At 37.5% G+C, this 19,961-nt stretch carries 20 protein-coding genes and 2 pseudogenes; 14 read left to right on the forward strand and 8 right to left on the reverse strand.

Annotated elements, in window-relative coordinates; translation table 11 throughout:
• The first annotated feature begins 4 nt into the window (after positions 1-4).
• From lhgD to glaH, 3 genes are all read left to right on the forward strand, one after another.
• A complete protein-coding gene (gene lhgD / locus K9V48_RS06700) occupies positions 5-1,222 on the forward strand; it encodes an L-2-hydroxyglutarate dehydrogenase (protein ID WP_224137943.1) in 1,218 nt (405 codons plus the stop codon).
• Between the two features lie 29 nt (positions 1,223-1,251).
• On the forward strand, positions 1,252-1,587 hold the full coding sequence (locus tag K9V48_RS06705) for a DUF3870 domain-containing protein (RefSeq protein WP_224138026.1): 336 nt from the start codon (positions 1,252-1,254) through the stop codon (positions 1,585-1,587).
• A 343-nt stretch (positions 1,588-1,930) separates the two neighbouring features.
• Complete coding sequence (glaH, locus tag K9V48_RS06710; RefSeq protein WP_224137944.1) at positions 1,931-2,878, forward strand: glutarate dioxygenase GlaH; 948 nt, start codon at positions 1,931-1,933, stop codon at positions 2,876-2,878.
• Positions 2,879-3,266: 388 nt separating this feature from the next.
• Here glaH and K9V48_RS06715 read toward each other — a convergent pair whose 3' ends face one another.
• Positions 3,267-3,611, reverse strand: coding sequence for a hypothetical protein (locus K9V48_RS06715; protein ID WP_224137945.1), 345 nt, complete (start codon positions 3,609-3,611; stop codon positions 3,267-3,269).
• A 496-nt stretch (positions 3,612-4,107) separates the two neighbouring features.
• On the opposite strand from K9V48_RS06715, the pseudogene K9V48_RS06720 reads away from it, so the two are divergent.
• The 4 genes and pseudogenes from K9V48_RS06720 to K9V48_RS06735 all read left to right on the forward strand — a co-directional run.
• Positions 4,108-4,269 (forward strand): annotated as a pseudogene (locus K9V48_RS06720) (IS5/IS1182 family transposase); the annotation flags it as partial.
• A 48-nt stretch (positions 4,270-4,317) separates the two neighbouring features.
• Positions 4,318-4,667, forward strand: a pseudogene (locus K9V48_RS06725) (IS4 family transposase); the annotation flags it as partial.
• A 65-nt stretch (positions 4,668-4,732) separates the two neighbouring features.
• On the forward strand, positions 4,733-5,065 hold the full coding sequence (locus K9V48_RS06730) for a ribonuclease E inhibitor RraB (protein ID WP_224137946.1): 333 nt from the start codon (positions 4,733-4,735) through the stop codon (positions 5,063-5,065).
• Between the two features lie 33 nt (positions 5,066-5,098).
• Positions 5,099-6,052 (forward strand): SMI1/KNR4 family protein, encoded by a 954-nt coding sequence (locus K9V48_RS06735; RefSeq protein ID WP_224137947.1) that lies wholly within the window; start codon positions 5,099-5,101, stop codon positions 6,050-6,052.
• Positions 6,053-6,445: 393 nt separating this feature from the next.
• On the opposite strand, the gene splB is transcribed toward K9V48_RS06735, so the two are convergent.
• Together splB and K9V48_RS06745 are read right to left on the reverse strand one after the other, a co-directional pair.
• Complete coding sequence (gene splB / locus K9V48_RS06740; RefSeq protein WP_224137948.1) at positions 6,446-7,474, reverse strand: spore photoproduct lyase; 1,029 nt, start codon at positions 7,472-7,474, stop codon at positions 6,446-6,448.
• A complete protein-coding gene (locus K9V48_RS06745; protein WP_224137949.1) occupies positions 7,471-7,734 on the reverse strand; it encodes a transcriptional regulator SplA domain-containing protein in 264 nt (87 codons plus the stop codon). Before K9V48_RS06745 ends, splB begins: the two co-directional genes overlap by 4 nt.
• A gap of 199 nt (positions 7,735-7,933) precedes the next feature.
• Here K9V48_RS06745 and K9V48_RS06750 point away from each other — a divergent pair, with 199 nt between their 5' ends.
• Together K9V48_RS06750 and K9V48_RS06755 are read left to right on the forward strand one after the other, a co-directional pair.
• Positions 7,934-8,299, forward strand: a complete 366-nt coding sequence (locus tag K9V48_RS06750) for a carboxymuconolactone decarboxylase family protein (RefSeq protein ID WP_285872830.1) — start codon at positions 7,934-7,936, stop codon at positions 8,297-8,299.
• Between the two features lie 190 nt (positions 8,300-8,489).
• The gene (locus tag K9V48_RS06755; RefSeq protein WP_224137950.1) at positions 8,490-8,681 is read left to right on the forward strand and encodes a hypothetical protein; all 192 of its coding nucleotides are present in this window, start codon (positions 8,490-8,492) and stop codon (positions 8,679-8,681) included.
• Positions 8,682-8,868: 187 nt separating this feature from the next.
• Here the strand turns inward: K9V48_RS06755 and K9V48_RS06760 are convergent, their stop codons facing one another.
• On the reverse strand, positions 8,869-9,297 hold the full coding sequence (locus K9V48_RS06760; protein ID WP_224137951.1) for a ferritin-like domain-containing protein: 429 nt from the start codon (positions 9,295-9,297) through the stop codon (positions 8,869-8,871).
• Positions 9,298-9,435: 138 nt separating this feature from the next.
• Between K9V48_RS06760 and K9V48_RS06765 the strand changes: the two genes are divergently transcribed.
• Positions 9,436-9,864, forward strand: a complete 429-nt coding sequence (locus K9V48_RS06765) for a pyridoxamine 5'-phosphate oxidase family protein (RefSeq protein ID WP_224137952.1) — start codon at positions 9,436-9,438, stop codon at positions 9,862-9,864.
• A gap of 61 nt (positions 9,865-9,925) precedes the next feature.
• Here K9V48_RS06765 and uvsE (K9V48_RS06770) read toward each other — a convergent pair whose 3' ends face one another.
• Positions 9,926-10,891 (reverse strand): UV DNA damage repair endonuclease UvsE, encoded by a 966-nt coding sequence (uvsE, locus tag K9V48_RS06770; protein ID WP_224137953.1) that lies wholly within the window; start codon positions 10,889-10,891, stop codon positions 9,926-9,928.
• A 47-nt stretch (positions 10,892-10,938) separates the two neighbouring features.
• Positions 10,939-11,892, reverse strand: coding sequence for a UV DNA damage repair endonuclease UvsE (uvsE, locus tag K9V48_RS06775; RefSeq protein WP_224137954.1), 954 nt, complete (start codon positions 11,890-11,892; stop codon positions 10,939-10,941).
• Positions 11,893-12,398: 506 nt separating this feature from the next.
• Here uvsE (K9V48_RS06775) and K9V48_RS06780 point away from each other — a divergent pair.
• Complete coding sequence (locus tag K9V48_RS06780) at positions 12,399-13,013, forward strand: RraA family protein (protein WP_224137955.1); 615 nt, start codon at positions 12,399-12,401, stop codon at positions 13,011-13,013.
• 486 nt (positions 13,014-13,499) lie between these two features.
• Entirely contained in the window at positions 13,500-13,727 is a 228-nt protein-coding gene (locus K9V48_RS06785; RefSeq protein ID WP_224137956.1) for a nucleotide-binding domain containing protein, read from the forward strand.
• A gap of 15 nt (positions 13,728-13,742) precedes the next feature.
• Here K9V48_RS06785 and K9V48_RS06790 read toward each other — a convergent pair whose 3' ends face one another.
• On the reverse strand, positions 13,743-14,159 hold the full coding sequence (locus K9V48_RS06790) for a DUF1284 domain-containing protein (RefSeq protein WP_224137957.1): 417 nt from the start codon (positions 14,157-14,159) through the stop codon (positions 13,743-13,745).
• A gap of 484 nt (positions 14,160-14,643) precedes the next feature.
• On the reverse strand, positions 14,644-15,528 hold the full coding sequence (locus tag K9V48_RS06795; RefSeq protein ID WP_224137958.1) for a LysR family transcriptional regulator: 885 nt from the start codon (positions 15,526-15,528) through the stop codon (positions 14,644-14,646).
• 172 nt (positions 15,529-15,700) lie between these two features.
• Here K9V48_RS06795 and K9V48_RS06800 point away from each other — a divergent pair, with 172 nt between their 5' ends.
• Entirely contained in the window at positions 15,701-18,589 is a 2,889-nt protein-coding gene (locus K9V48_RS06800) for a 2-oxoglutarate dehydrogenase E1 component (protein WP_263432750.1), read from the forward strand.
• Positions 18,590-18,671: 82 nt separating this feature from the next.
• Positions 18,672-19,919 carry a 2-oxoglutarate dehydrogenase complex dihydrolipoyllysine-residue succinyltransferase gene (odhB, locus tag K9V48_RS06805; RefSeq protein WP_224137959.1) on the forward strand — a complete coding sequence of 416 codons (1,248 nt, stop codon included), beginning with the start codon at positions 18,672-18,674 and terminating at the stop codon, positions 19,917-19,919.
• Positions 19,920-19,961 lie beyond the last annotated feature (42 nt).

Raw genomic sequence — 19,961 nt, forward strand, 5'->3', positions numbered from 1 at the left:
ATATATGTATGATTTTGCTATCGTTGGAGGAGGAATTGTCGGTTTATCAACAGGAATGGCTATTTACCAACGTTTTCCTAATGCGAAAGTAGTTGTAATTGAAAAGGAACCTGTCGTCGCAGAGCATCAAACAGGTCATAACAGTGGGGTTATTCATTCCGGTATTTATTACAAACCGGGTAGTTTTAAAGCTCGTTTTGCTCGTCAAGGAAGTAAGTCGATGACAGAATTTTGTCAAACACATGGAATTGATCATGACATTTGTGGAAAAGTGATTGTCGCAACAAAGCAGGAGGAACTACCGCTTTTAGACAATTTATATACAAGAGGTCTACAAAATAAACTCGACATTCAAAAAATAGGTCGAGATGAATTAAAGGAAATTGAACCTCATGTCAAAGGTCTAGGTGCAATCCGCGTTCCACAGGCAGGGATTGTAAATTATCGACAAGTAAGTGAGAAGTTTGCTAGCATAATAGAAGAAAACGGTGGAGAGATTAAGTTAAATACAAAGGTAGAGAAAATTATGGAAGAGTCTGATCAAGTAACAATCGAGACGAACCGTAATACGATCAAAGCACGATTGGTGATTAATTGCGCTGGTCTGCATAGTGATCGTGTTGCTGCAGCAGCTGGGTATAAAACAGACATGAAGATTTTCCCATTTAGAGGAGAATATTATAAATTGAAGCCTGAAAAACGCTATCTTGTTAAACATTTAATCTATCCTGTACCAAATCCTAAATTCCCATTTTTAGGTGTTCATTTTACTCGTATGATTAGTGGGGAAGTCGATGCCGGTCCAAATGCTGTGCTTAGTTTTAAACGGGAGGGTTATAAAAAAACGGACTTCAATGCGAAAGATTTAGCCGAAGCGTTAAGTTATAGCGGTCTCTGGAAAATGGCAGGTAAATTTATGAAAGAAGGAATGGATGAATACGTTCGCTCTTTTAGTAAAAAGCAATTTACAAAAAGCCTTCAGGAATTAATTCCTGAAATTCAATCCGATGATTTAATTCCAGCTCCAGCAGGAGTCCGGGCACAGGCAATCAAAAACGATGGAAATATGGTAGATGACTTCCACATTATCATGGGAAAACGCACGATACATGTATGTAATGCCCCTTCACCTGCTGCAACAGCCTCGATTGAAATTGGCAAAGAAGTCGTGAATCGAATACCAGAACAGGCAAACTTACAGGAAAAGGAATTAACTTTTTAATTTATTTTCGGGGAGGTCGCTTATTTATGATGAATGGAAAAACGATTTTCATTGCAGGTCATGCTCGTCTTCCACAAGGAATGGCCGCAAAAAGTGTATTTGAAACATTAACGATTACAGCAGAGGTTGATGTGAAATATGGCGTAATACTAGAGGCTTCCGCCACATTGGCGACTGAACATGGGCGTGAATTTATTGAGCGTCTATTAAAGGGAACTAGTTTAATAGATGGAATTGATGATGCAATTGATGCGATTCAAACGTATTACAGAGGAAAGGCAACGAACGCTCTGACTGCTGCATTAAAGGATCTCCACCTCCATTTTCAGCAAATTAAGTTTGAAGAAATACCACAGAAATCATAACCATTATCAAGAGATTATACGAAATTTATTTTTATAATATTCAAAATATATTGACATTTATCTCGACATATAGTATATTTAAATTAGTTAATATAAACCTTATGTTCACCTTCTGAAAAATGCCTTTTCAAAATCGTGAACAATCTATTAATAATTGGAAACGGGAAACGTAAATATGAAATGAACTGCGTATTCGCTGTGACTCTATTTGCCTAGAGCGGTGAAGTGAATATAAGCCAGTTGTACAGGAAATCTCCTATTTTATTAGGGGTCTTGTACGACTGGCTTTTTATATTTCCTGTTGACAAATTCACCTATCCACAAAAAACAGGAGGAATGAATGATGAGTATTGCAGAAAAGAAGAAAGCGAAATTTGAACAGAAAACAGCAACATATGAGGTGAAAATCCATCCACAAACAGCCCGTTTGTATCACATTGAAATTTCAAAAACCGCAATCGCAAAGTTTTTGGAAACGGTAGAACAGGATCATCAATCTGTTCAGCACTTAGAATACACTCCATATGCGCGCCATATTGTCGCTTCTTATTTACTGGACCAGGTTGGAGACGAGTTTGGTGAACTGATTCGAAGCATTGTTCATGATCGAGAGTCTGGTGGATTTACACTTGGCTTGGAGGGCGTAACTGAAAATACAGACGAATATGTTATTTTTGCAACAGCGATCTCCCACATATTGGGGATTCCTAATCATGATTCCATGTCAGGTAAATATTATGCACGTTTTTCTGTAAAAGATACAGATAGTAGCGACTCTTATCTTCGTCAGGCGTATCGATTATTCACACTTCATACAGATGGCACGTTCGTAGATGAACCGACAGACTGGCTGTTGATGATGAAAATGGTTGAACAAAATGCACGCGGCGGTGAGTCAAGATTATTGCATCTTGATGATTGGAAAGAACTTGATAAGTTTGTCAAACATCCATTAGCAAATCACAAATTTACGTATAAAGCACCAAAAAGTAAAAATGTTGATCAAGAAATCGATCGCCTAACATTCTTTAATTACAATAATGAGCCTGGTATTTGTTATATCGATCAATTTGTTAATCCCGAAACCATTGAAGAAGCAAAATATCTTCGTGACCTTTCCAATTCAATGGAAAACGACGAAAGCGTAATCGAACTTGAACTTCCGATAGGAGATCTAGTTGTCGTGAATAATATTTTTTGGCTACACGGACGAGCTGCTTTTGAAAAGAATCCAAACTTAAATCGTGAATTGCTACGTCAGCGCGGTCGCTTTAGCCAAAATGTTCAATAAGTTAACGCTTTGAGAAATTAATAAAAACATTGAGGAACCTCACTTTTTAAGAAAGTGGGGTTTTTAATCTTTTCTAGGTGCTTTATGTTATCAAAGAAGCAAGAAAAAGAAGGTGAAGTGATAACAGGATGACGAAATATATCGAGTGAGTTACTTTAGGACTTTACGTAGCGGGTTCTAATATGACGGGTTTTGGCGCCTGATGAAACAACGGCTTCTGTCTTTTCCACAAATGAAACAAAAAATGAAGGAAAGATACTAAATATTGCAAGTAGTGTAGCATCCAAACCAAAGAGTTTCTCTGCAAAAATAGCAAAGTATGTTGCAAGAAGGTAATAAATTTGTACGAGTGTAGTAGAAAAGAGACGATTACATCTTGATACCATTTTTATGGTTTATAGGGTTTATAGATAATAAAGATCAAGTTCCGTTTCAGTGAATGTTTCTCCCAATACTGGTGGAATGCCTCCAATACTTCATTCGCAAATAAGTCGCCTTTTCCTTCCTGCCTTATAACGCCATAATTCAGCATACTTTGATTAGTTGTATCATTAAGTTGTACATAATTTTCTAAGTCCAACTCAATAAAAAATTGCACTTCAATTCCTTCCATATTTTTTATGGCTGCGAGATAATTTCCGAATTCTTCTATAAGAACCTCGACCGTCCATCCCTTTTGCTCACTTTCATTTAAAAATTCTTGATACAATCTGATAAAAGTATTTAAATCCATTTAGTCCCCACACATCCTCTACTGATTGTTGAACATTTTTCAACACCAAAAAATAAATTTAGAATGAAAATGGTGAAATATTCATTTAGACTTGGATTCTATACTTATTATTGTATGCAACATCATAAACGAAAAGACGCTTTCCATAAACAGGGAGCGGGGATCTTACCGCACGGGATAGGAGATAGGAAGGAAGTAGCTAATGGGGTGTGACTCTTTAATAAGAAGGTCTCAAAGGTAAATTTAAAGTAATCAAGAAAATTAAGACTTTTATGCATTGGAATGTTCATTTTGGATTTCGTAATTGTTTATTTAGATTGGGAAGGTTTCTACTTAAACAAACAGGTGCTTTTGTGGATTAAAATGAGTCTCGTTTTGATCGTGTAAGGGGATAGCTGCTTAACTGGAAAAATACTTTTTTAAAAAAACTTGAAACTTTTATCACATTTTGCTTCAGGCAACCTAAATGACAAAAAGCCTGTATTCCTTTAGTGTCCGAGAACATTCGTATCACTACGATAGTTATGACACAAAATATGAAACACTAAAATATACACGACTAAAGGAATGTAACGATTGTCCCTTAGCCAAGGAGGGCCTTTGTCAACAGGCGTACAAAATGAAAATCACAACGAATCTTCGAAAAGATACAGCACCTTATAAATCTGATTATCAATAAAATACTTGAAAAGGATGACGTTTTTTCATGGACCTCTCGCTTTCTGAAGAATTACATCTCTTCTCACAAGAATTACAACTCTTTCTATCTCCAATCGTCCTACAAAAAATCGCTGAACAAGTAGGTTTTGTGAAACGATCTAGTAAGTATCAAGCAGACGAACTCATTGCCCTTTGTGTTTGGCTTAGCCAAGAAGTCGCAAGTACATCGCTTACGCAACTATGTAGTCGGTTAGAGGCTTCCACGGGAGTACTTATCAGCCAAGAAGGACTCAATCAAAGCTTTAATCCAGCAGCTGTCTCGCCTTCCTCCGAAAAGTCTTTACTTCGCTTCTAACACAGAAACTTTGTGCGACACAATCGCTATCTTCAGAGTTGAAGAGGAGGAAACTTGGGAATTTTACTTTGAGTTCTTATATCCTAATAAATATCAACAACAGCATATGGGTAATCGTCAAGTAGTTGATTCATTAGAAGAATCTGGTGATCAATCTGACATTCCCCGTAAAGTTGAACATTGGTTATACTTTGAAAATAGTAAAATGATGAAACGATTTATAAAAGCAGTAAAGAAAAAGGGCTTTTCCATAGAAGAGGAATCAAATCAAATGGATGGGGAAGGAAAATATATACTTTCACTTTCCAGAATGGATGCTGTTGATTTCGATTCGATTAATGAAGTAACGGATCTTTTAGTTGAAATCTCGGAAAAGTACGAAGGTGAATATGATGGTTGGGAAACAGTTGTAATAGAAGGAGAGTTTACGCTCGAATAACTCCTCTATCATTTTAAAAAAGGAAGGTCAATCATGAAGAAGCTAATAAAGTTGCTCCAAACAAGGAAACCAGGAGTGAATGAAATACATATAAAAGCTGCAGAAGAGAAATTAGGTGCGTTGTTTCCAGAAGAATATAAAGAACTGTTTAAGATGACAAATAACCCTGAGATTGGCGATTGGATTCTCTTTCCTATAAAAGATACCATAAATCTAAAGAAAACGTGGGATGATGTAGTAAGACAAAACCAGGAACAAAGAGAAGAAGCCTTACTGCACAATTTAATCGCGATAGGTGAGAACGGAACAGGGGATAAACTATGCTTTCGGATAAGAAAAAAGTTCATGCAAAGCCAAGTGTATATTTGGGAGCATGAAACAGCCAAAACTAGGGTTGCAGCCTTATCGTTAAAAGAATTTATTAAAGATGAAGCTAATGGTGAGTATAAAAATGAAACGATCACTCTGGGGACATTCCAATTGACGACTGACAAGATTATCGTAAGTGACCCCTGCTATCCTTACGACGAAGAAGAGACGGAAGATTTGCAGGTTCTTCTTATGCCAGCCAAAAGAGGGGAATGGTCTGTTACAGTTACGTACGATGAGGAAGAGGTTGTCAATCACCTAGTAGCCTTTTGGGGAAATACGGAGCCTGAAGGAGAATGGACCCGTACAGATCAGGTCATCACGGTCGATTCAGCACAAGCTGGGATTTTTGATTTCACTTTTTTTAATAATGATGAAAAGATAAATACTGAATTAGAAAATGTATATGATATTGTGATGGATGAAGATGTGTCTAAATACTATGTTGCATGCTGCGACGTGGTCGCTTCAGAACAGCAAGGTGGCATCGTGCCGGGTGGTTCGGTAGCGATGTCAGGATATGGCGATGGCCTCTACGAAGTTTATATCAAACAAGATGTTTCTGGTGAGATTGTTTCAGTCATGATTGATTTCTTGGGAGACGAAGAGGATGAATAAACGTTAAAGTCAAAAGAAGTTTGTTCCATCATTATAAGGAGTACTTGTAAATAAATATTGAAGAAATCGTTATTTTAATTGCTTCCTCTTCAAAATGATATGGGTAAAAAGTTGTAACGAGCCGCTTGAATCAAATGTAGCGTGATCGAGCAACTTTACACTTTAAACCTTCAAATATTAAAAATTCATTTTAAAATAAACTCGATCCTGAATGGATGCATTTAGTTGAGTAAGGCAAATAAAGGGCCGATTCCTTTTTATAGGAAATCGGCTTTTTGGGGTTAATTATTCGCTCAGCGTACAAAATTCTCGAAATGTTGGCGGTACTATCATTCTTGTTACCTTTATAGGGGAAATGATTCTTCCTTACATGACCTACGAATAAAACCACCTTTACGTAAAATATTCTAATTTTGCATGAGGGAAAAATTTCTCCATATACGTATAAAGGTGATTTTTGATATCTTCTTCTTCGTCTTTTTGATAAATGTATTTTCCAATTCCATATTTCCCCCATTTGTATCTTCTTTTTTCTTCATCTAATTCTAATTTCGTCATAGGATAGTTTTTTTCGATTACTTTCTTAGCCGGCTTTGTAAAACGGTGCTGAATAAATTCAAATGTTAAGTCTTTCTTCGCTTCTAGAGGTAACTCTGCATCCAAACGCTCAAACATGTGGTAATATCCATCTTCCCATCCTTCATGAAGATAAATAGGCGCTACAATAAAACCAAGTGGATATCCGGCTCTTGCCACTTTTCCTGCCGCCTCAATTCTTTTCGCTAAAGGAGAGGTCCCGGGTTCAAAGTTTTTAATGACGTAATCAGCATTAACACTAAAGCGAAATCTTGTTTTTCCGTTATGCTTGGCATCAAGTAGGTGGTCAACATGGTGAAATTTCGTAACAAATCTTAATTTTCCATACTGTGATTTTCCAAAATGCTCAATTGCATGCTTTAAAGTATGAGTTAAATGATCAATCCCAACAATATCGGATGTACACGATGCCTCAAACCTTGTCATCTCTGGAGCACGTTCCTCCATGTATTGATCGGCAGCATCGAGAATTTCCTCGACATTGACATATGTGCGGATGTACGGTTTACTTCCCATTGTCGTTTGTAAATAGCAATAATGACAATGCCCCATACATCCTGTTGCAAAAGGAATCGCGTACTCTGCTGATGGCTTTGACGTATCAAATTTGAGTGTTTTCCTAATTCCAACCACTAGAGTAGATTTTGCAACCCGGTATTTTTGAAAGTCATTATCACCAGGAAGATTTCTTATTTGATTGTGGGAAGTGGTGTGCCGAATTTCCACGTCCATCGTTTTAAATTTCTCATATAGCTCTTGTCCTAACGGATAATCCAATGCACTTGGTTCAAAATATACTAGCTTCGGTGTAAACGGCTTACTCATTCCAAGGTCCCCTCTGAATCATTTCCATAATAATAATGATAAGCTTGCTCAGCCTCTTCTTCAGTTGAATAGATAGCCATCTCACTTGATAGCGGATAATAAGTTTCATATAAAAATAAAGCTAATTCATTCGAATTCTCAGGGTTATTTACAACAGCTGCTGCCTGTATGTTTGCTACATCTTGAGCATGTGGATTTCGATAAAAAATATAAACGATATCTCCAGCATGATATTCTCGGTTTTCGTTATAAAGTTCCATTTCATCACCTTCTAATTTCATGAAATTTCCTAAAATATGTTATTCATTATTAAAATTTTGCCTTTAGTACGTAAAATTATGTTTTCTTGATTATGGAAAAGGTTTGAACAAAGGTAACAAATTTATTTTTTAAAACAATAATATTTAGCTCATACTAAATTGTGATGTTCAAAATAAGTGAATTGGAGTTGATTATATTTTGGAAATGGAAGCTAGAAACTCTACTGAATCCGCACTAATAAAATATAAAGAAGGACTTGGTATATTCACAGAAAAGATGCCTGAATTTGCAAGACAATTTAATCACTTTACTGAAGAGTGCTTTAAAGAAGGTGTATTATCTCAAAAAGCAAAACAATTAATCGCGTTAGGCATCAGTCTACATGCTCAGGACGAGTACTGTATCATTTATCATACAAAAGGTTGTCTTGATCAAGGATGCTCGGAACTAGAAATTCTTGAAGCTGTAGGTGTGACTGCAGCATTTGGCGGTGGGGCATCCATGAGTCAGGGAGTTACACTTGTTCAGGAGTGTATTCAGGAACTGAATCGATTGAAACAGTAAACTGAATTAAAAGCATTTTCAAACATGCGATAACAGTTATAGTTGTATTTTTTTAAGGTGAAATCATAATGGTTTCATCTTTTCTCTTTTGATTTTCATCCAGTTACCACTGAACAGACCTGACCACTTATCTTTCTCTCATCATTAATCCAGGAACTAGCAAATAAAGTATAAAAGGGGAGGGATAGTCATGTATTCTACAGGAGTATATGTACAAGAAATGTTGGTCCTATACGGTCGTGCAATGTTAGGTTTTACTGCTAGAAAAAATGAAAACGCAAACGTTGTTTTAAAACAACAGATTCTATATATCACTTTACCAACCCTCATTTTATACTCTTTCGTAAAAAAACTGGTAATATCCAGTTTTTTAGTCATTTGAATGAGAAGGCCTTATCAACTTCTAGAGAAACAAAAAATGTGTATGAAGAATTGATTCTTTTTGGCAACCAAGGATTTATTGAAAAAACGTTATTTTAATCTCTTTTTGGAGAGTAGGGAATGAATAATTAAAGTTAATATGAGCAAAATGGAATAGCATAAGATTGGAGCGGTTATGAGAAACTAAATTACTGGAGTAAACGATTTAGAAAATTCACATGCTCTCTGTCCTTATTTAATATTTCTTCAATTAATTGATAACTTTCAGGGTCTAAATCATCTTTTACAATTTCTTCTGATATTTGAATCCCATAATAATCTTCTCCCTTTAATGCACTTTCGATTATTCCAGAAGGAGAATCAGGAATCATGAATTGACCAATATAACCTTGGATGGAACCAATTAACCCTTCATTATCGACTGGTGTTCCTCCAAGATTTTGTATTCTTTCTGCAACTTTTAAGGCATGGCTCTTGTGATCTTGTTGAATTCTTTGAAATTCACTTTTTATATAAGGGTCTGCTAATTTCTGAATGTGGTGTTCATAAGCATGGATACCCATGTATTGCCCCTTTAAAAAAGTATTTAAGGTTTTTATTACATTGCTTACCGACATTTGAACACACTCCTTTTTCATTTATTGTCTTCTTAGTAGTGGATGTTATTCTTTGCATGGATTGGTAAATATTTTTCAGTTTCATGGCAATATCTAAGAGGGAAATTATAATAGCTTATGAAAAAGGAGGATGAATCTATGAGCGATCAAGATTTAAAAGAACAGGTGTTAAAAATTATTTCTGATCACAGAACTGGTATCCTGTCATCGGTTGAAAATAATAAGCCTCATTCACGATATATGACGTTTTATAATGAGGACTTAACATTATTTACACCAACAAAAATGGATACTGAGAAAATTGAGGAAATAGAAAAAAATCCAGCTGTTTCTGTATTGTTGGGGTATGAAGAGAAAGGACAAAGCGATAGCTATGTTGAAGTTTCTGGGACAACTTCCATTAATGATTCACAGGCTTTGAAAACACAATTCTGGGATAAATCATTTAATAAATGGTTTAACGGCCCTGAAGATCCGAACTTCGTATTTCTTCAAATACAACCTGAAACGATTCGTGTCCTAAACATTCATGATGAACCGCCAAAAGAACTTACTCTAGATCATTAAGGATAAATAAATTAGTCTATCTCCAAAACTAATCCTATCCTGATTTCGCTCTTCTTTTTATTTACCTCAAATAAAAAGAAGAGCCATCAATCATGTCAACGTCTGCTCTGGTTTTGACTTCCTCAATTAAGTTAAAAAGTGCTTCATCTTTTCTCTTAGCTTCAATCATACAATCAATTTGCGGAATACTGCCTTTTATCTCTTTTAAGAACTTGAAAAACATATCAATGTCTACATAATCTGAATGATGACGGAATGCTTTAGCGCTTTTGGGACTTGAAATGTGCATTTTTATCGGTAGCGGAGAATGCCTCCATGTTTGCACAACTCGATCCCATTGCTCCTCCCATTTTGAATTTTGATGATGGGCAAGGTGATGATGATAATCGAATACTAACGGGATATCTAGTTTTTCGCATAAGTAAAGGGTATCCTCTAATGTAAAAGAAGTATCGTCATTTTCAAGCATGATCATTTTTTGAATAGATCTTGGGATGACCATCCAATTATCAATAAACCGTTCAAGTGAATGTTCGGTTTCCTTATAGTTGCCACCAACATGCATGACACAGCGATGAGTGGGATCAATCCCCATAGCTTTTAGTAAGAAATAATGCAACTTCAAAGTATTGATTGAGTTTTTCAAGATGTGTTCCTGCATAGAATTAATAAGGACAAAGTGATCTGGATGAAAATCGATTCGAATCTTATGTTTTTTGGTGAAATTCCCAATCTCACTCAGCAGCCCTTTTAGTGGTTTCATATAATTCCAATCAAGCAATTCTTCATGGTTCGCCAAAGGAATAAGGCGAGAGGTTAATCGATAAAAATGAATCTCAGAAGCCACATTATGCTTTAATAACCGTAGTGTATTTTGTAAATTCAAGAGCGCGATTCGTTCCAATTTGCGAATGGCAGCTTCCCGATCATCAATTTTCTGGAATTGGGCAAACGTCATTGTTTTCGATGGGGACGCATTTTTTAGCTCCATGCTCATAGCAACATAGCCGAGACGTACAATCGTCATTTTTCCACCTCATCCTATTAGGGCGTTTTCATTTTAATCCTTGCAATTTACCATTCCACAGATGAACTAGATATACGTCTGACTCCTCGAATAGAGGCTATTTCTTCGATAAGTCTGTGCATAGCAAGGTTTTTTTGTTTGGCTTCTATCATAATGTCAAAGTCTTGATTCAGCACCTTTGCCATTTTTAAGAAAGGAAGGACAAATTCGATCGAGACAAAATCAGCGTGGGAACGATAGGCTTGATCTGACTTTGGTGAAGATAGGTGGACTTTTGGAACCGTATGACAGACATTCCATGTGTTAAATATCCGTTGTAAATAAAGAGGGAGATCAACACCCCCTTGATTTGCCATATAGTGATGATAATCGAGAATCATTGGAATATTTTCTTTTTCGCAAGTAATAAGTGTTTCCTCTACATCATAGGTCTTATCATCATTTTCAAGAGTCATATGCCTTTTAATTTCATTAGGTAATTTTTTTATATTTTGATGGAATCGTCTTAATGCCTCTGTTTTGTCCCCATAGGCTCCACCAATATGAATATTTATAATTCCTCTTTCTAGCGCATTCATAGCCTCAATCATTTGAAAATGGTATTTCATATCTGTCACTGCATTCAGAGTCACTTCTTCACGCGGACTTGTGAAAAGTGTAAATTGATTTGGGTGAAAGCTCGGCCGAAACTTGAACTGTTGAATTAATTGTCCAAGTTCTTCCCATTCGGTCTTGAAAGGGGTTATAAAATCCCACATCACGTCTGGATGGGTTGCTAAGGGGACTAGTGAGCTTGAAAACCGATACAATTCGATTTCATGCGCGATATTATAATACAAAATTCTTTTCGTATGCTGTAAATTTTGCGCGGTAACAGATTTTAACTTTTCCATTCGCTCATTTTTAGGAAGAGCCGAATACCGTGCAAAAGTTAAAGCCTTCGAAGGACTTGCATCCCATAATCCTAATGCATTAGCTACATAACCGAAACGAATCCTCATATATCTTTCCCCTTAATTTAGTACATGCTTCAAAAAGTCTTAATCGATGATTGACAAGGCATGTTTAGACAGTGAGTTAAAAACTAACTTAAATATCTTTATGTTATACGAATTCTTATTTTGCTATACAGGTAGGTAGATCATAAGTTAGGCCGAGCTGGAGGAAGAGAAGGACAAGCAGCTTGAGAAGTACTTCATTGATAGAACTGACCCGCGAAAAATGAGTGGCCAATCATCATTATCTTTAAAAACATATAACTCTATTCGGAAAATCTGGAGATGTTTGGGTTTTTGAATTAAAAGGATGATTCCTAAAATGCATACCTAGTTATGCATTTTTTCAATTTTTTTTAAGGCTAGATTCGAGTTAAAATAAATGAAAGAAATAATTAATTCAGATACAATAAAGAGGAGCTAGAAAAGTCGAATGTATTGATTTTTAGTAAATGGCATTTTTATTATTGCAAGTGAGTTACTATTTAATAATAAAAGAGGAGAGCTAATTTATGAGTATAGTAGATCAATTTCAAGAAATTCCAACAACTTGTATTTCTGATTCTATGCAAGGTCTTAATAACTTAGATTCTGCCATTAAGCCATTAAAAGACGAATATAAAGTTGTAGGACGAGCTTTTACTGTCAAAATGCCTGTAGGTGATAATCTAGTCTTTTTAAAAGCGATTCGAGAGGCGAAGCCAGGAGATGTTTTAGTAGTTGATGCCAAAGGTGATACTTACCGTGCGATTGCTGGCGATTTTATTGTAGGAATGGCACAGACACTAGGTATTAAAGGAATTGTTGTGGATGGTGTTATCCGCGATATTGAAGGAATTAAACAATTGAACTTCCCCGTTTTTTGTAAAGGGACAACAATAGCAGCGAGCGGAAAAGCAGGATATGGGGAACTGAATGTGCCTATCTCTTGTGGGGGAGCTACAATTCATCCAGGTGATATTATTGTCGGTGACGCAGATGGGGTTGTCGTTATTCCGCAGGCAGTGGAACAAGAAGTCTTGGTTAAGTCCTCAGAAAAATTAGAATTCGATATAAAAAGGGCTGAAAAAGTTTCCGGAAAGCGAGAAGAAATAATAAAATATCTAGACGATTTTCTTTCAAAGTAAGAGAAAATATAGAATAAAGAACAAAACCAAACAAGTGAAGGGTGAATTCGAATTTCGTCTTTCCCTTAGTTGGTTTTATTATTACATAAGTTTAATATACCACCCTGAGGCCACAGCCATTCCAAACATACTAAAATACTGATCTCAATTTTCGTTATTCGCGGCATCTCCAAGAACATTCTGTAAGGAGACTGCAATAAATACGTTCGATAGACCAACTATAAATTGACTAGTATAAAGAGCCCACATTTTGGGAGATAAATAAGGAAATATCATACCAATAGCAATTCCGATTAAAACAGGCAATCTGTCCCCGATTTTATCAGCAATCCTACCGGCTTGAATGGCAGAAAATAATAGTGAAAATGCAAAAAAGCTGCGGTGAGAGTATCCCTATTTCAAAAGTTGATAACCCCATTTCAGAAGCATATAAAGTCATGATAGGTGTAGTAAGATTTAGTGCAACCTGAAAGCCTATGTTATACCATGAGAATTTTTTATGGAAGAGAAGGAGTATATCAACCACTTTTTCCGAAAGGAACAGTTAGTAGAAAGCTAGGTATAAAAGGGAATCATGTTCTTGAGGAGATAGAAATAAACGTATCCTCTGGCCTGGCTATTGGTCGTAATATGTCTATCGTGCTTAAATCAGGCAGTTTTGGAAAAGAGGATTTTCTTCACAAGGCAATAGAACACTTGAAAAATATTAATTAAATAAAAGGGAAGGGCTTATTTAACTTCCCTTAAGCCCTTCCCTTCAAGAATCTCTTGTATACCTTCTTCACAAACCCCATAAGAACGCCAAGAACAGTTTTCACAGACATCTTGAATATCGGAGGGAGTGACCTGCTTTCGGATACGGGCTTCAATGTATTCCCAATGTAGAATTTGTCCGATTTCAAGCTCCATCTTCTTTAAAATATCAGCATCTCTTTTGTAGATGTTTTCATTTTGGCAGTGGTATTCACCTGAGTTAGGGTACTTTTCACACAACTGATCAGGTCCCATTACAAGCTTAATCAACGTCTTGGGATTGTTTCTTAAGGTTTGATGCAAACGTGTCATATTTGCAACGTACTCTGGGGAATAGCCCATTCCCCGATAGCCCAGAAGGCAAAAAAGATGATGGCCTCGTAGCTTATACATAATTCGCCCCCAGTTCAATAGGAATCAATTATTTTTTATGTAAATTAAAATTTATATCTGGTTAACATAACTGGTAATTATAGTATAGCATACTTGAACAATTGGGAACTTATAAAAATAGCATACAAAGGTAGGACTATTTTTTAAGAGCATTATTACTAATATCTTTTCTGATGGTCTTATTTATGAAAATTGATGATAAGAAAACACAAGCAGTAGATACAGATTTACAGGAGTTTCAAGTTAATACATAAAAACATTCCAATAGAGTTATATTAAAAATTTGTATCGTTCCTAAAAGCCCTTTTTATGAACGAAATAAACAAGTAGAAAGTCTGGATTCCATTAGAATCCAGACTTTCTACTTTTAATAATATTGTTAACATTTATCCAAAACTGTTTGCGTTAGCTTCATAAGATAGCATATAAAGCAAACTGACACTTTATGTTTTTAGGAAGTAGTTTTTGCAACAGAACCAGTTATTCAATTCTCTTTCCAATCGAAATTTTCAATAAAATTTACGAATGCCTTAACGACATTCCATTCTAGAGATTCCTTATGGTAATACATCCACGTTCTTCGCAATATAGGTTCCCCATTCGGATCAGTTAGGTCGATTTTATATAAGTCTTCTATCCCGGTAAGTATCCTACTGGACAATATGCCATACCCTAAACCATTAATAACCATTTCCTTACAGGTATCAACTTGGTCGACTGCTATACTGATAAAGGGTGCTTGCGCATAGTTTTCAGCCCACCAATGATCAATTATTGATTTTAATAAGTAATCCCCTCTATAATCGATTTTTGGAAGCTGGGGGAGATCAGTAATATCCACCTTTTCCTTTGATGTAATGCAAATGGTTTCTTCAAATAATAGATGTTTCAATAATCCCCTAAAACCATAGTCTCCTCGAATAAAGCTGATATGAACATCTTTATTGTGTATAAGTTGAGTTACGTCTCTGCTCCATCCTGTAATCACCTTGAATTCTACATGAGGATATTGCATTTTAAATAATTTCAAAATATAGGGAAGTTCATAATTTGCAAAAAAATTGGATACGCCCAATTTTAATGTTCCTACAACTTCATTACTTGAATTATTACTCATATTGTGGACATTTTCCTTGATTTTTTGATAATGAGCAAGGGCCTCCTCAGCACAATGGACAAGATATTCTCCTTGAGGAGTAAAATGAACTCCTCTGCTTTCACGGGTTACTATTTTAACACCTAGTTCTTCCTGCATATGCTTTAAACGAGTTGTTAATGCGGGTTGAGTAATAAATAAAAGCCGGGCTGCTTTCGTTATATTTTTTTGGCTATAGAGAACCTTCAGTATTTCCCAATCACGGTAATCCATGATTTTTTTTTCAATCCTTCCCATATAAATATTTTTTATATTTAAATATAATTTTTTGGCATTTTATTTATTTCAATTATTACATTATCCTTATCTGTAAGCAATCAATAATTGCTTCTCTAATTAGGCAATACAAAATATAAGAAGTAACACAATCAAGGGGGTATTGTAATTGACATTACAGAAAGATCAACAAAATCCATGGGACAATTTTCATGGTCCGAACCTTGGCTATGTAATGGAACAATATGAGCAGTATGTAAATGGTGCTGACTCCGTTGATCCAGAATTAAAGGAACTTTTTGTAAGACGGGGTTCTCCTTTATTTTTTGAAACAAACCAATTCCAAAAAAGCATTGAAAGTGCATGTCCTGTTCCTAACGATGTGGCAGGTACGGAAAAAGTAATAAAAATAGTAAAACTACTTGATGACATTCGTTCATATGGACATTTAGCGGCCCGAATTAACCCGTTAGAGAAGAAGGGAAAAGATCACCCTTTACCAACTCCTGAAAGATATGGTTTAAGCAACGATGATTTGAAAGCGATTTCTGCAAAAATGGTATGGACTGATGCTCCAAAGGGTATTCACAGTGCATTCGATGCAGTAAACCAGTTAAAAAACATGTACACTGGCTCATTAGCCTACGAGTTCGGTCATGTACACGATATGGAAGAACGAACATGGTTAACTCAGATGGTGGAAAGCGGTGCTTTAAAGCGTGCACTATCAAAAAATGAGCGCACAAACCTGTTAAAGCGGCTGGCAGAAGTCGAAGGATTTGAACAGTTTTTACACAAAACTTTTGTCGGTCAAAAGCGATTCTCCATTGAAGGAGTCGACATGCTGGTACCGATGCTCGATGATGCGGTTCGCGAAGGTGTCGAGGATGGTGTACGTAATGTCATGATTGGAATGGCACACCGCGGCCGTTTAAGTGTCTTAGCACATGTGTTGGAAAAACCGTACCATAAGATTTTCTCTGAATTCCAGCATTCTTCCGCAAAACCACAAGGACCATCAGGAGATTTAGTTGACATTAGCGAGGGATGGACGGGAGATGTGAAATACCATTTAGGTAGAAACAGATTCACGAAAGGTTCCGGTGCGGTTCGTACCCGTATTACCTTAGCGAATAACCCGAGCCATCTTGAATTTGTCGATCCGGTGGTAGAGGGGTTTGCTAGAGCAGCTCAAGAAGAACGCCATAAAGCCGGCTACCCTGAACAGGATACTTCAAAGGCGTTTGCGATTTTAGTCCATGGCGATGCGGCGTTTCCTGGTCAGGGAATTGTAGCGGAAACCTTGAATTTAGGGGGATTAAAAGGATATCAAACAGGAGGAACGATCCATATCATTGCGAACAACATGGTCGGCTTTACGACAGACAGCCATGATTCCCGTTTTACAAGATATGCGAGTGACCTGGCGAAAGGATACGAAATTCCGGTTGTACATGTGAATGCAGATGATCCAGAAGCTTGTCTAGCAGCCATCAATCTTGCGTATCAATACAGGGTACGCTTCCAAAAAGACTTTTTGATTGACTTGGTCGGATATCGACGCTTTGGACATAATGAAATGGATGATCCGGCGGTCACCCAGCCGCAGGTGTACAAAAAAATTACAAAACATACAACCGTAAGAGCATTATATGCCGACCAATTACAAACGAACGGTATTCTCCGTCAAGAAGAAATCGAACAAATCTATCGTAGCGTGCAAGAAACCTTGCAAGCTGAGTATGACAAAGCGTCAGAGAAGAAGCAGGAAGAACCAGTCGCAGAAGTAAAGGTACCGGGGGTTATTGCCAAAGGAATTCCGAGTATCGAAACGAAGGTGCCGCTTGATACCCTTCGTGAATTAAATCAGGAATTACTGAGATGGCCGGAAGGTTTTCATGTGTATCCAAAATTAAAGCGCATTCTAGAACGTCGTGAAAATGCTTTGGAAGAGAACGGAAAAGTAGAATGGGCGGTAGCGGAAGCCTTGGCATTCGCGACGATGCTAAAGGAGGGCACGCCGATTCGTCTAACCGGTCAGGATTCGGAGCGTGGAACGTTTGCGCAGCGTCACATTGTACTGCATGACACCGAAACAAACGAAACCTTTTCACCTTTGCATCGTATCCCGCAAGCTCGCGCTTCGTTTGCGGTTCACAATAGCCCGCTGTCGGAAGCGGGAGTTGTCGGTTTTGAATATGGCTATAATGTGTTTGCGCCTGAAACCCTTGTGATTTGGGAAGCGCAATACGGTGACTTTGTCAACACCGCTCAGGCGCTCTTTGATCAATTCATTTCCGCAGCGAGAGCGAAATGGGGACAAAAGTCAGGATTCGTCCTCCTATTGCCTCACGGTTATGAAGGCCAAGGTCCTGAACACTCCAGCGCCCGTCCGGAACGCTTTTTACAGTTGGCAGCTGAAAACAACTGGACGGTTGCTAACTTGACAAGTGCAGCCCAATATTTTCATGTTTTACGTCGTCAGGCAGCCATTTTAGGAACCGAGTTTGTTCGACCTTTAGTCATTATGACACCGAAAAGTCTGTTGCGTCATTCACTGACCGCCTCTGTTGGCGTAGAGCTTAGCGAAGGTCATTTCCAAACGGTAGTGGAACATCCGCACCTTGGAACCAATGTGAACAAAGTGAAGCGTTTAGTATTCACAACGGGGAAAATGGCGATTGATTTGGCCGCGAAAATCGAAGCAACAATAGAAAAGCGAAGCCTGGATGAAATACACATCATTCGCATCGAACAATTGTATCCATTTCCGAAAGAAAAAGTGGAAGCAATCTTACAACGTTATCCGAACTTAGAAGAAATAGTCTGGGTGCAAGAAGAACCGAAAAATATGGGAGCATGGCATTATATCGCCCCTATCCTGTTTGAACTCGCTTCCGGTAGCCTAAAAGTAGGGTACATTGGACGTCCGGATCGTTCCAGCCCTGCAGGCGGCGACCCGATTGTTCATAAGAAAGAACAAGAACGCATTGTCGATCAAACATTGAAAATTGCAAGTCTAGTAGATATACAGAACCAAGAAATATCGTTGTTATAAACTAACGATCACAATCAGCGAAACTCTTGTTAAAACATTTAATTAGATAGAAAGACTAAAAAGACCCGGGAGGAGAAGTTACATGATTGAAATCAAAGTACCAGATCTAGCAGAATCCATTTCAGAGGGAACCATTTTGCAATGGCTCGTAACGATTGGTGATAAAGTGACCAAAGGAGAAGGTGTAGTAGAACTGGAAACAGACAAAGTCAATTTAGAAGTAAACACCGAATATTCAGGTGTCATAACAAAAGTAATAAAAGAGCCTGGCGATACGGTAGAAGTAGGTGATGTGATCGCCATATTAGATGAGAATGTTGCAGAAGGTGCCGCGCATGCTGTTCCAGCAGCTCTAGAAAAATCGGTAAAAGAAGCGGTGGATCCACCAAGCACTCCGCCAGCGCTAGAACTTCCAAAGACAGCACACCCGATTGCTTCACCGGCAGCAAGAAAACTGGCAAGAGAACTAGGAATCGAATTACATCAAGTAGTCAGCAGCGACCCGCTTGGCAGAATCAGACCGCATGATGTGAAAGCACACGCGCAGACACCTGTTGCAAAAGAAGAGCTACAATCAGAAAAGACGAGTTCCAAGCCAGCAACTAAACAAGCAGATACCGAGATTGACAAATCAGTAGAACGCATAAAAATGTCCCGCCGCCGTCAAACCATCGCCAAACGACTCGTGGAAGTCCAACATACTGCGGCAATGTTAACAACGTTTAATGAAGTCGATATGTCGGCCGTTATGGACTTGCGCAAAAAACGCAAAGATGCCTTTTTTGAAAAACATGATGTTCGTCTCGGATTCATGTCGTTCTTTACGAAAGCTGTGGTAGCAGCTTTAAAGCAATACCCGCTTTTGAATGCCGAAATTCAAGAGGATGAGCTTGTCTTGAAGAAATTTTATGATATCGGAATCGCAGTAGCAGCTCCGGAGGGATTGGTCGTACCGGTTGTGCGTGATGCGAATCAAAAAAGCTTCGCAGAAATTGAACGAGAAATTGGCCATCTTGGCAAAAAAGCACGCGACAATGCCCTGACATTAAAAGAGTTACAAGGTGGTACATTTACCATTACAAATGGCGGAGTTTTTGGATCTCTGATGTCAACACCGATCTTAAACGCTCCACAAGTAGGGATTCTCGGTATGCATAAGATTCAAACAAGACCGATAGCTATCGATAACGATCGAATTGAAAACCGTCCAATGATGTATATTGCCCTTTCTTATGATCACCGAATTGTCGATGGAAAAGAAGCTGTTAGCTTCCTGGCTATGATAAAAGAGATGTTGGAAGATCCAGAATCTTTATTATTAGAAGGCTAAAAGTTTAATAAAATAAGTTATTAGAAGTGGCTTCTCAGTAAG

The organism is Metabacillus rhizolycopersici, from assembly GCF_020075705.1.

Bases quoted from the DNA above. Each gene is read 5' to 3' on its own strand.
- K9V48_RS06755 (WP_224137950.1), top strand. From the start codon at position 8,490: ATGTATTCTACAGGAGTATATGTACAAGAAATGTTGGTCCTATACGGT.
- odhB (WP_224137959.1), top strand. From the start codon at position 18,672: ATGATTGAAATCAAAGTACCAGATCTAGCAGAATCCATTTCAGAGGGA.
- K9V48_RS06765 (WP_224137952.1), top strand. From the start codon at position 9,436: ATGAGCGATCAAGATTTAAAAGAACAGGTGTTAAAAATTATTTCTGAT.
- splB (WP_224137948.1), bottom strand. From the start codon at position 7,474: ATGAGTAAGCCGTTTACACCGAAGCTAGTATATTTTGAACCAAGTGCA.
- glaH (WP_224137944.1), top strand. From the start codon at position 1,931: ATGAGTATTGCAGAAAAGAAGAAAGCGAAATTTGAACAGAAAACAGCA.
- K9V48_RS06785 (WP_224137956.1), top strand. From the start codon at position 13,500: ATGAGAATTTTTTATGGAAGAGAAGGAGTATATCAACCACTTTTTCCG.
- K9V48_RS06790 (WP_224137957.1), bottom strand. From the start codon at position 14,159: ATGTATAAGCTACGAGGCCATCATCTTTTTTGCCTTCTGGGCTATCGG.
- K9V48_RS06745 (WP_224137949.1), bottom strand. From the start codon at position 7,734: ATGGAACTTTATAACGAAAACCGAGAATATCATGCTGGAGATATCGTT.
- K9V48_RS06780 (WP_224137955.1), top strand. From the start codon at position 12,399: ATGAGTATAGTAGATCAATTTCAAGAAATTCCAACAACTTGTATTTCT.
- K9V48_RS06705 (WP_224138026.1), top strand. From the start codon at position 1,252: ATGAATGGAAAAACGATTTTCATTGCAGGTCATGCTCGTCTTCCACAA.
- K9V48_RS06715 (WP_224137945.1), bottom strand. From the start codon at position 3,611: ATGGATTTAAATACTTTTATCAGATTGTATCAAGAATTTTTAAATGAA.
- lhgD (WP_224137943.1), top strand. From the start codon at position 5: ATGTATGATTTTGCTATCGTTGGAGGAGGAATTGTCGGTTTATCAACA.
- K9V48_RS06730 (WP_224137946.1), top strand. From the start codon at position 4,733: ATGGGTAATCGTCAAGTAGTTGATTCATTAGAAGAATCTGGTGATCAA.
- K9V48_RS06760 (WP_224137951.1), bottom strand. From the start codon at position 9,297: ATGTCGGTAAGCAATGTAATAAAAACCTTAAATACTTTTTTAAAGGGG.
- uvsE (WP_224137953.1), bottom strand. From the start codon at position 10,891: ATGACGATTGTACGTCTCGGCTATGTTGCTATGAGCATGGAGCTAAAA.
- K9V48_RS06795 (WP_224137958.1), bottom strand. From the start codon at position 15,528: ATGGATTACCGTGATTGGGAAATACTGAAGGTTCTCTATAGCCAAAAA.
- uvsE (WP_224137954.1), bottom strand. From the start codon at position 11,892: ATGAGGATTCGTTTCGGTTATGTAGCTAATGCATTAGGATTATGGGAT.
- K9V48_RS06735 (WP_224137947.1), top strand. From the start codon at position 5,099: ATGAAGAAGCTAATAAAGTTGCTCCAAACAAGGAAACCAGGAGTGAAT.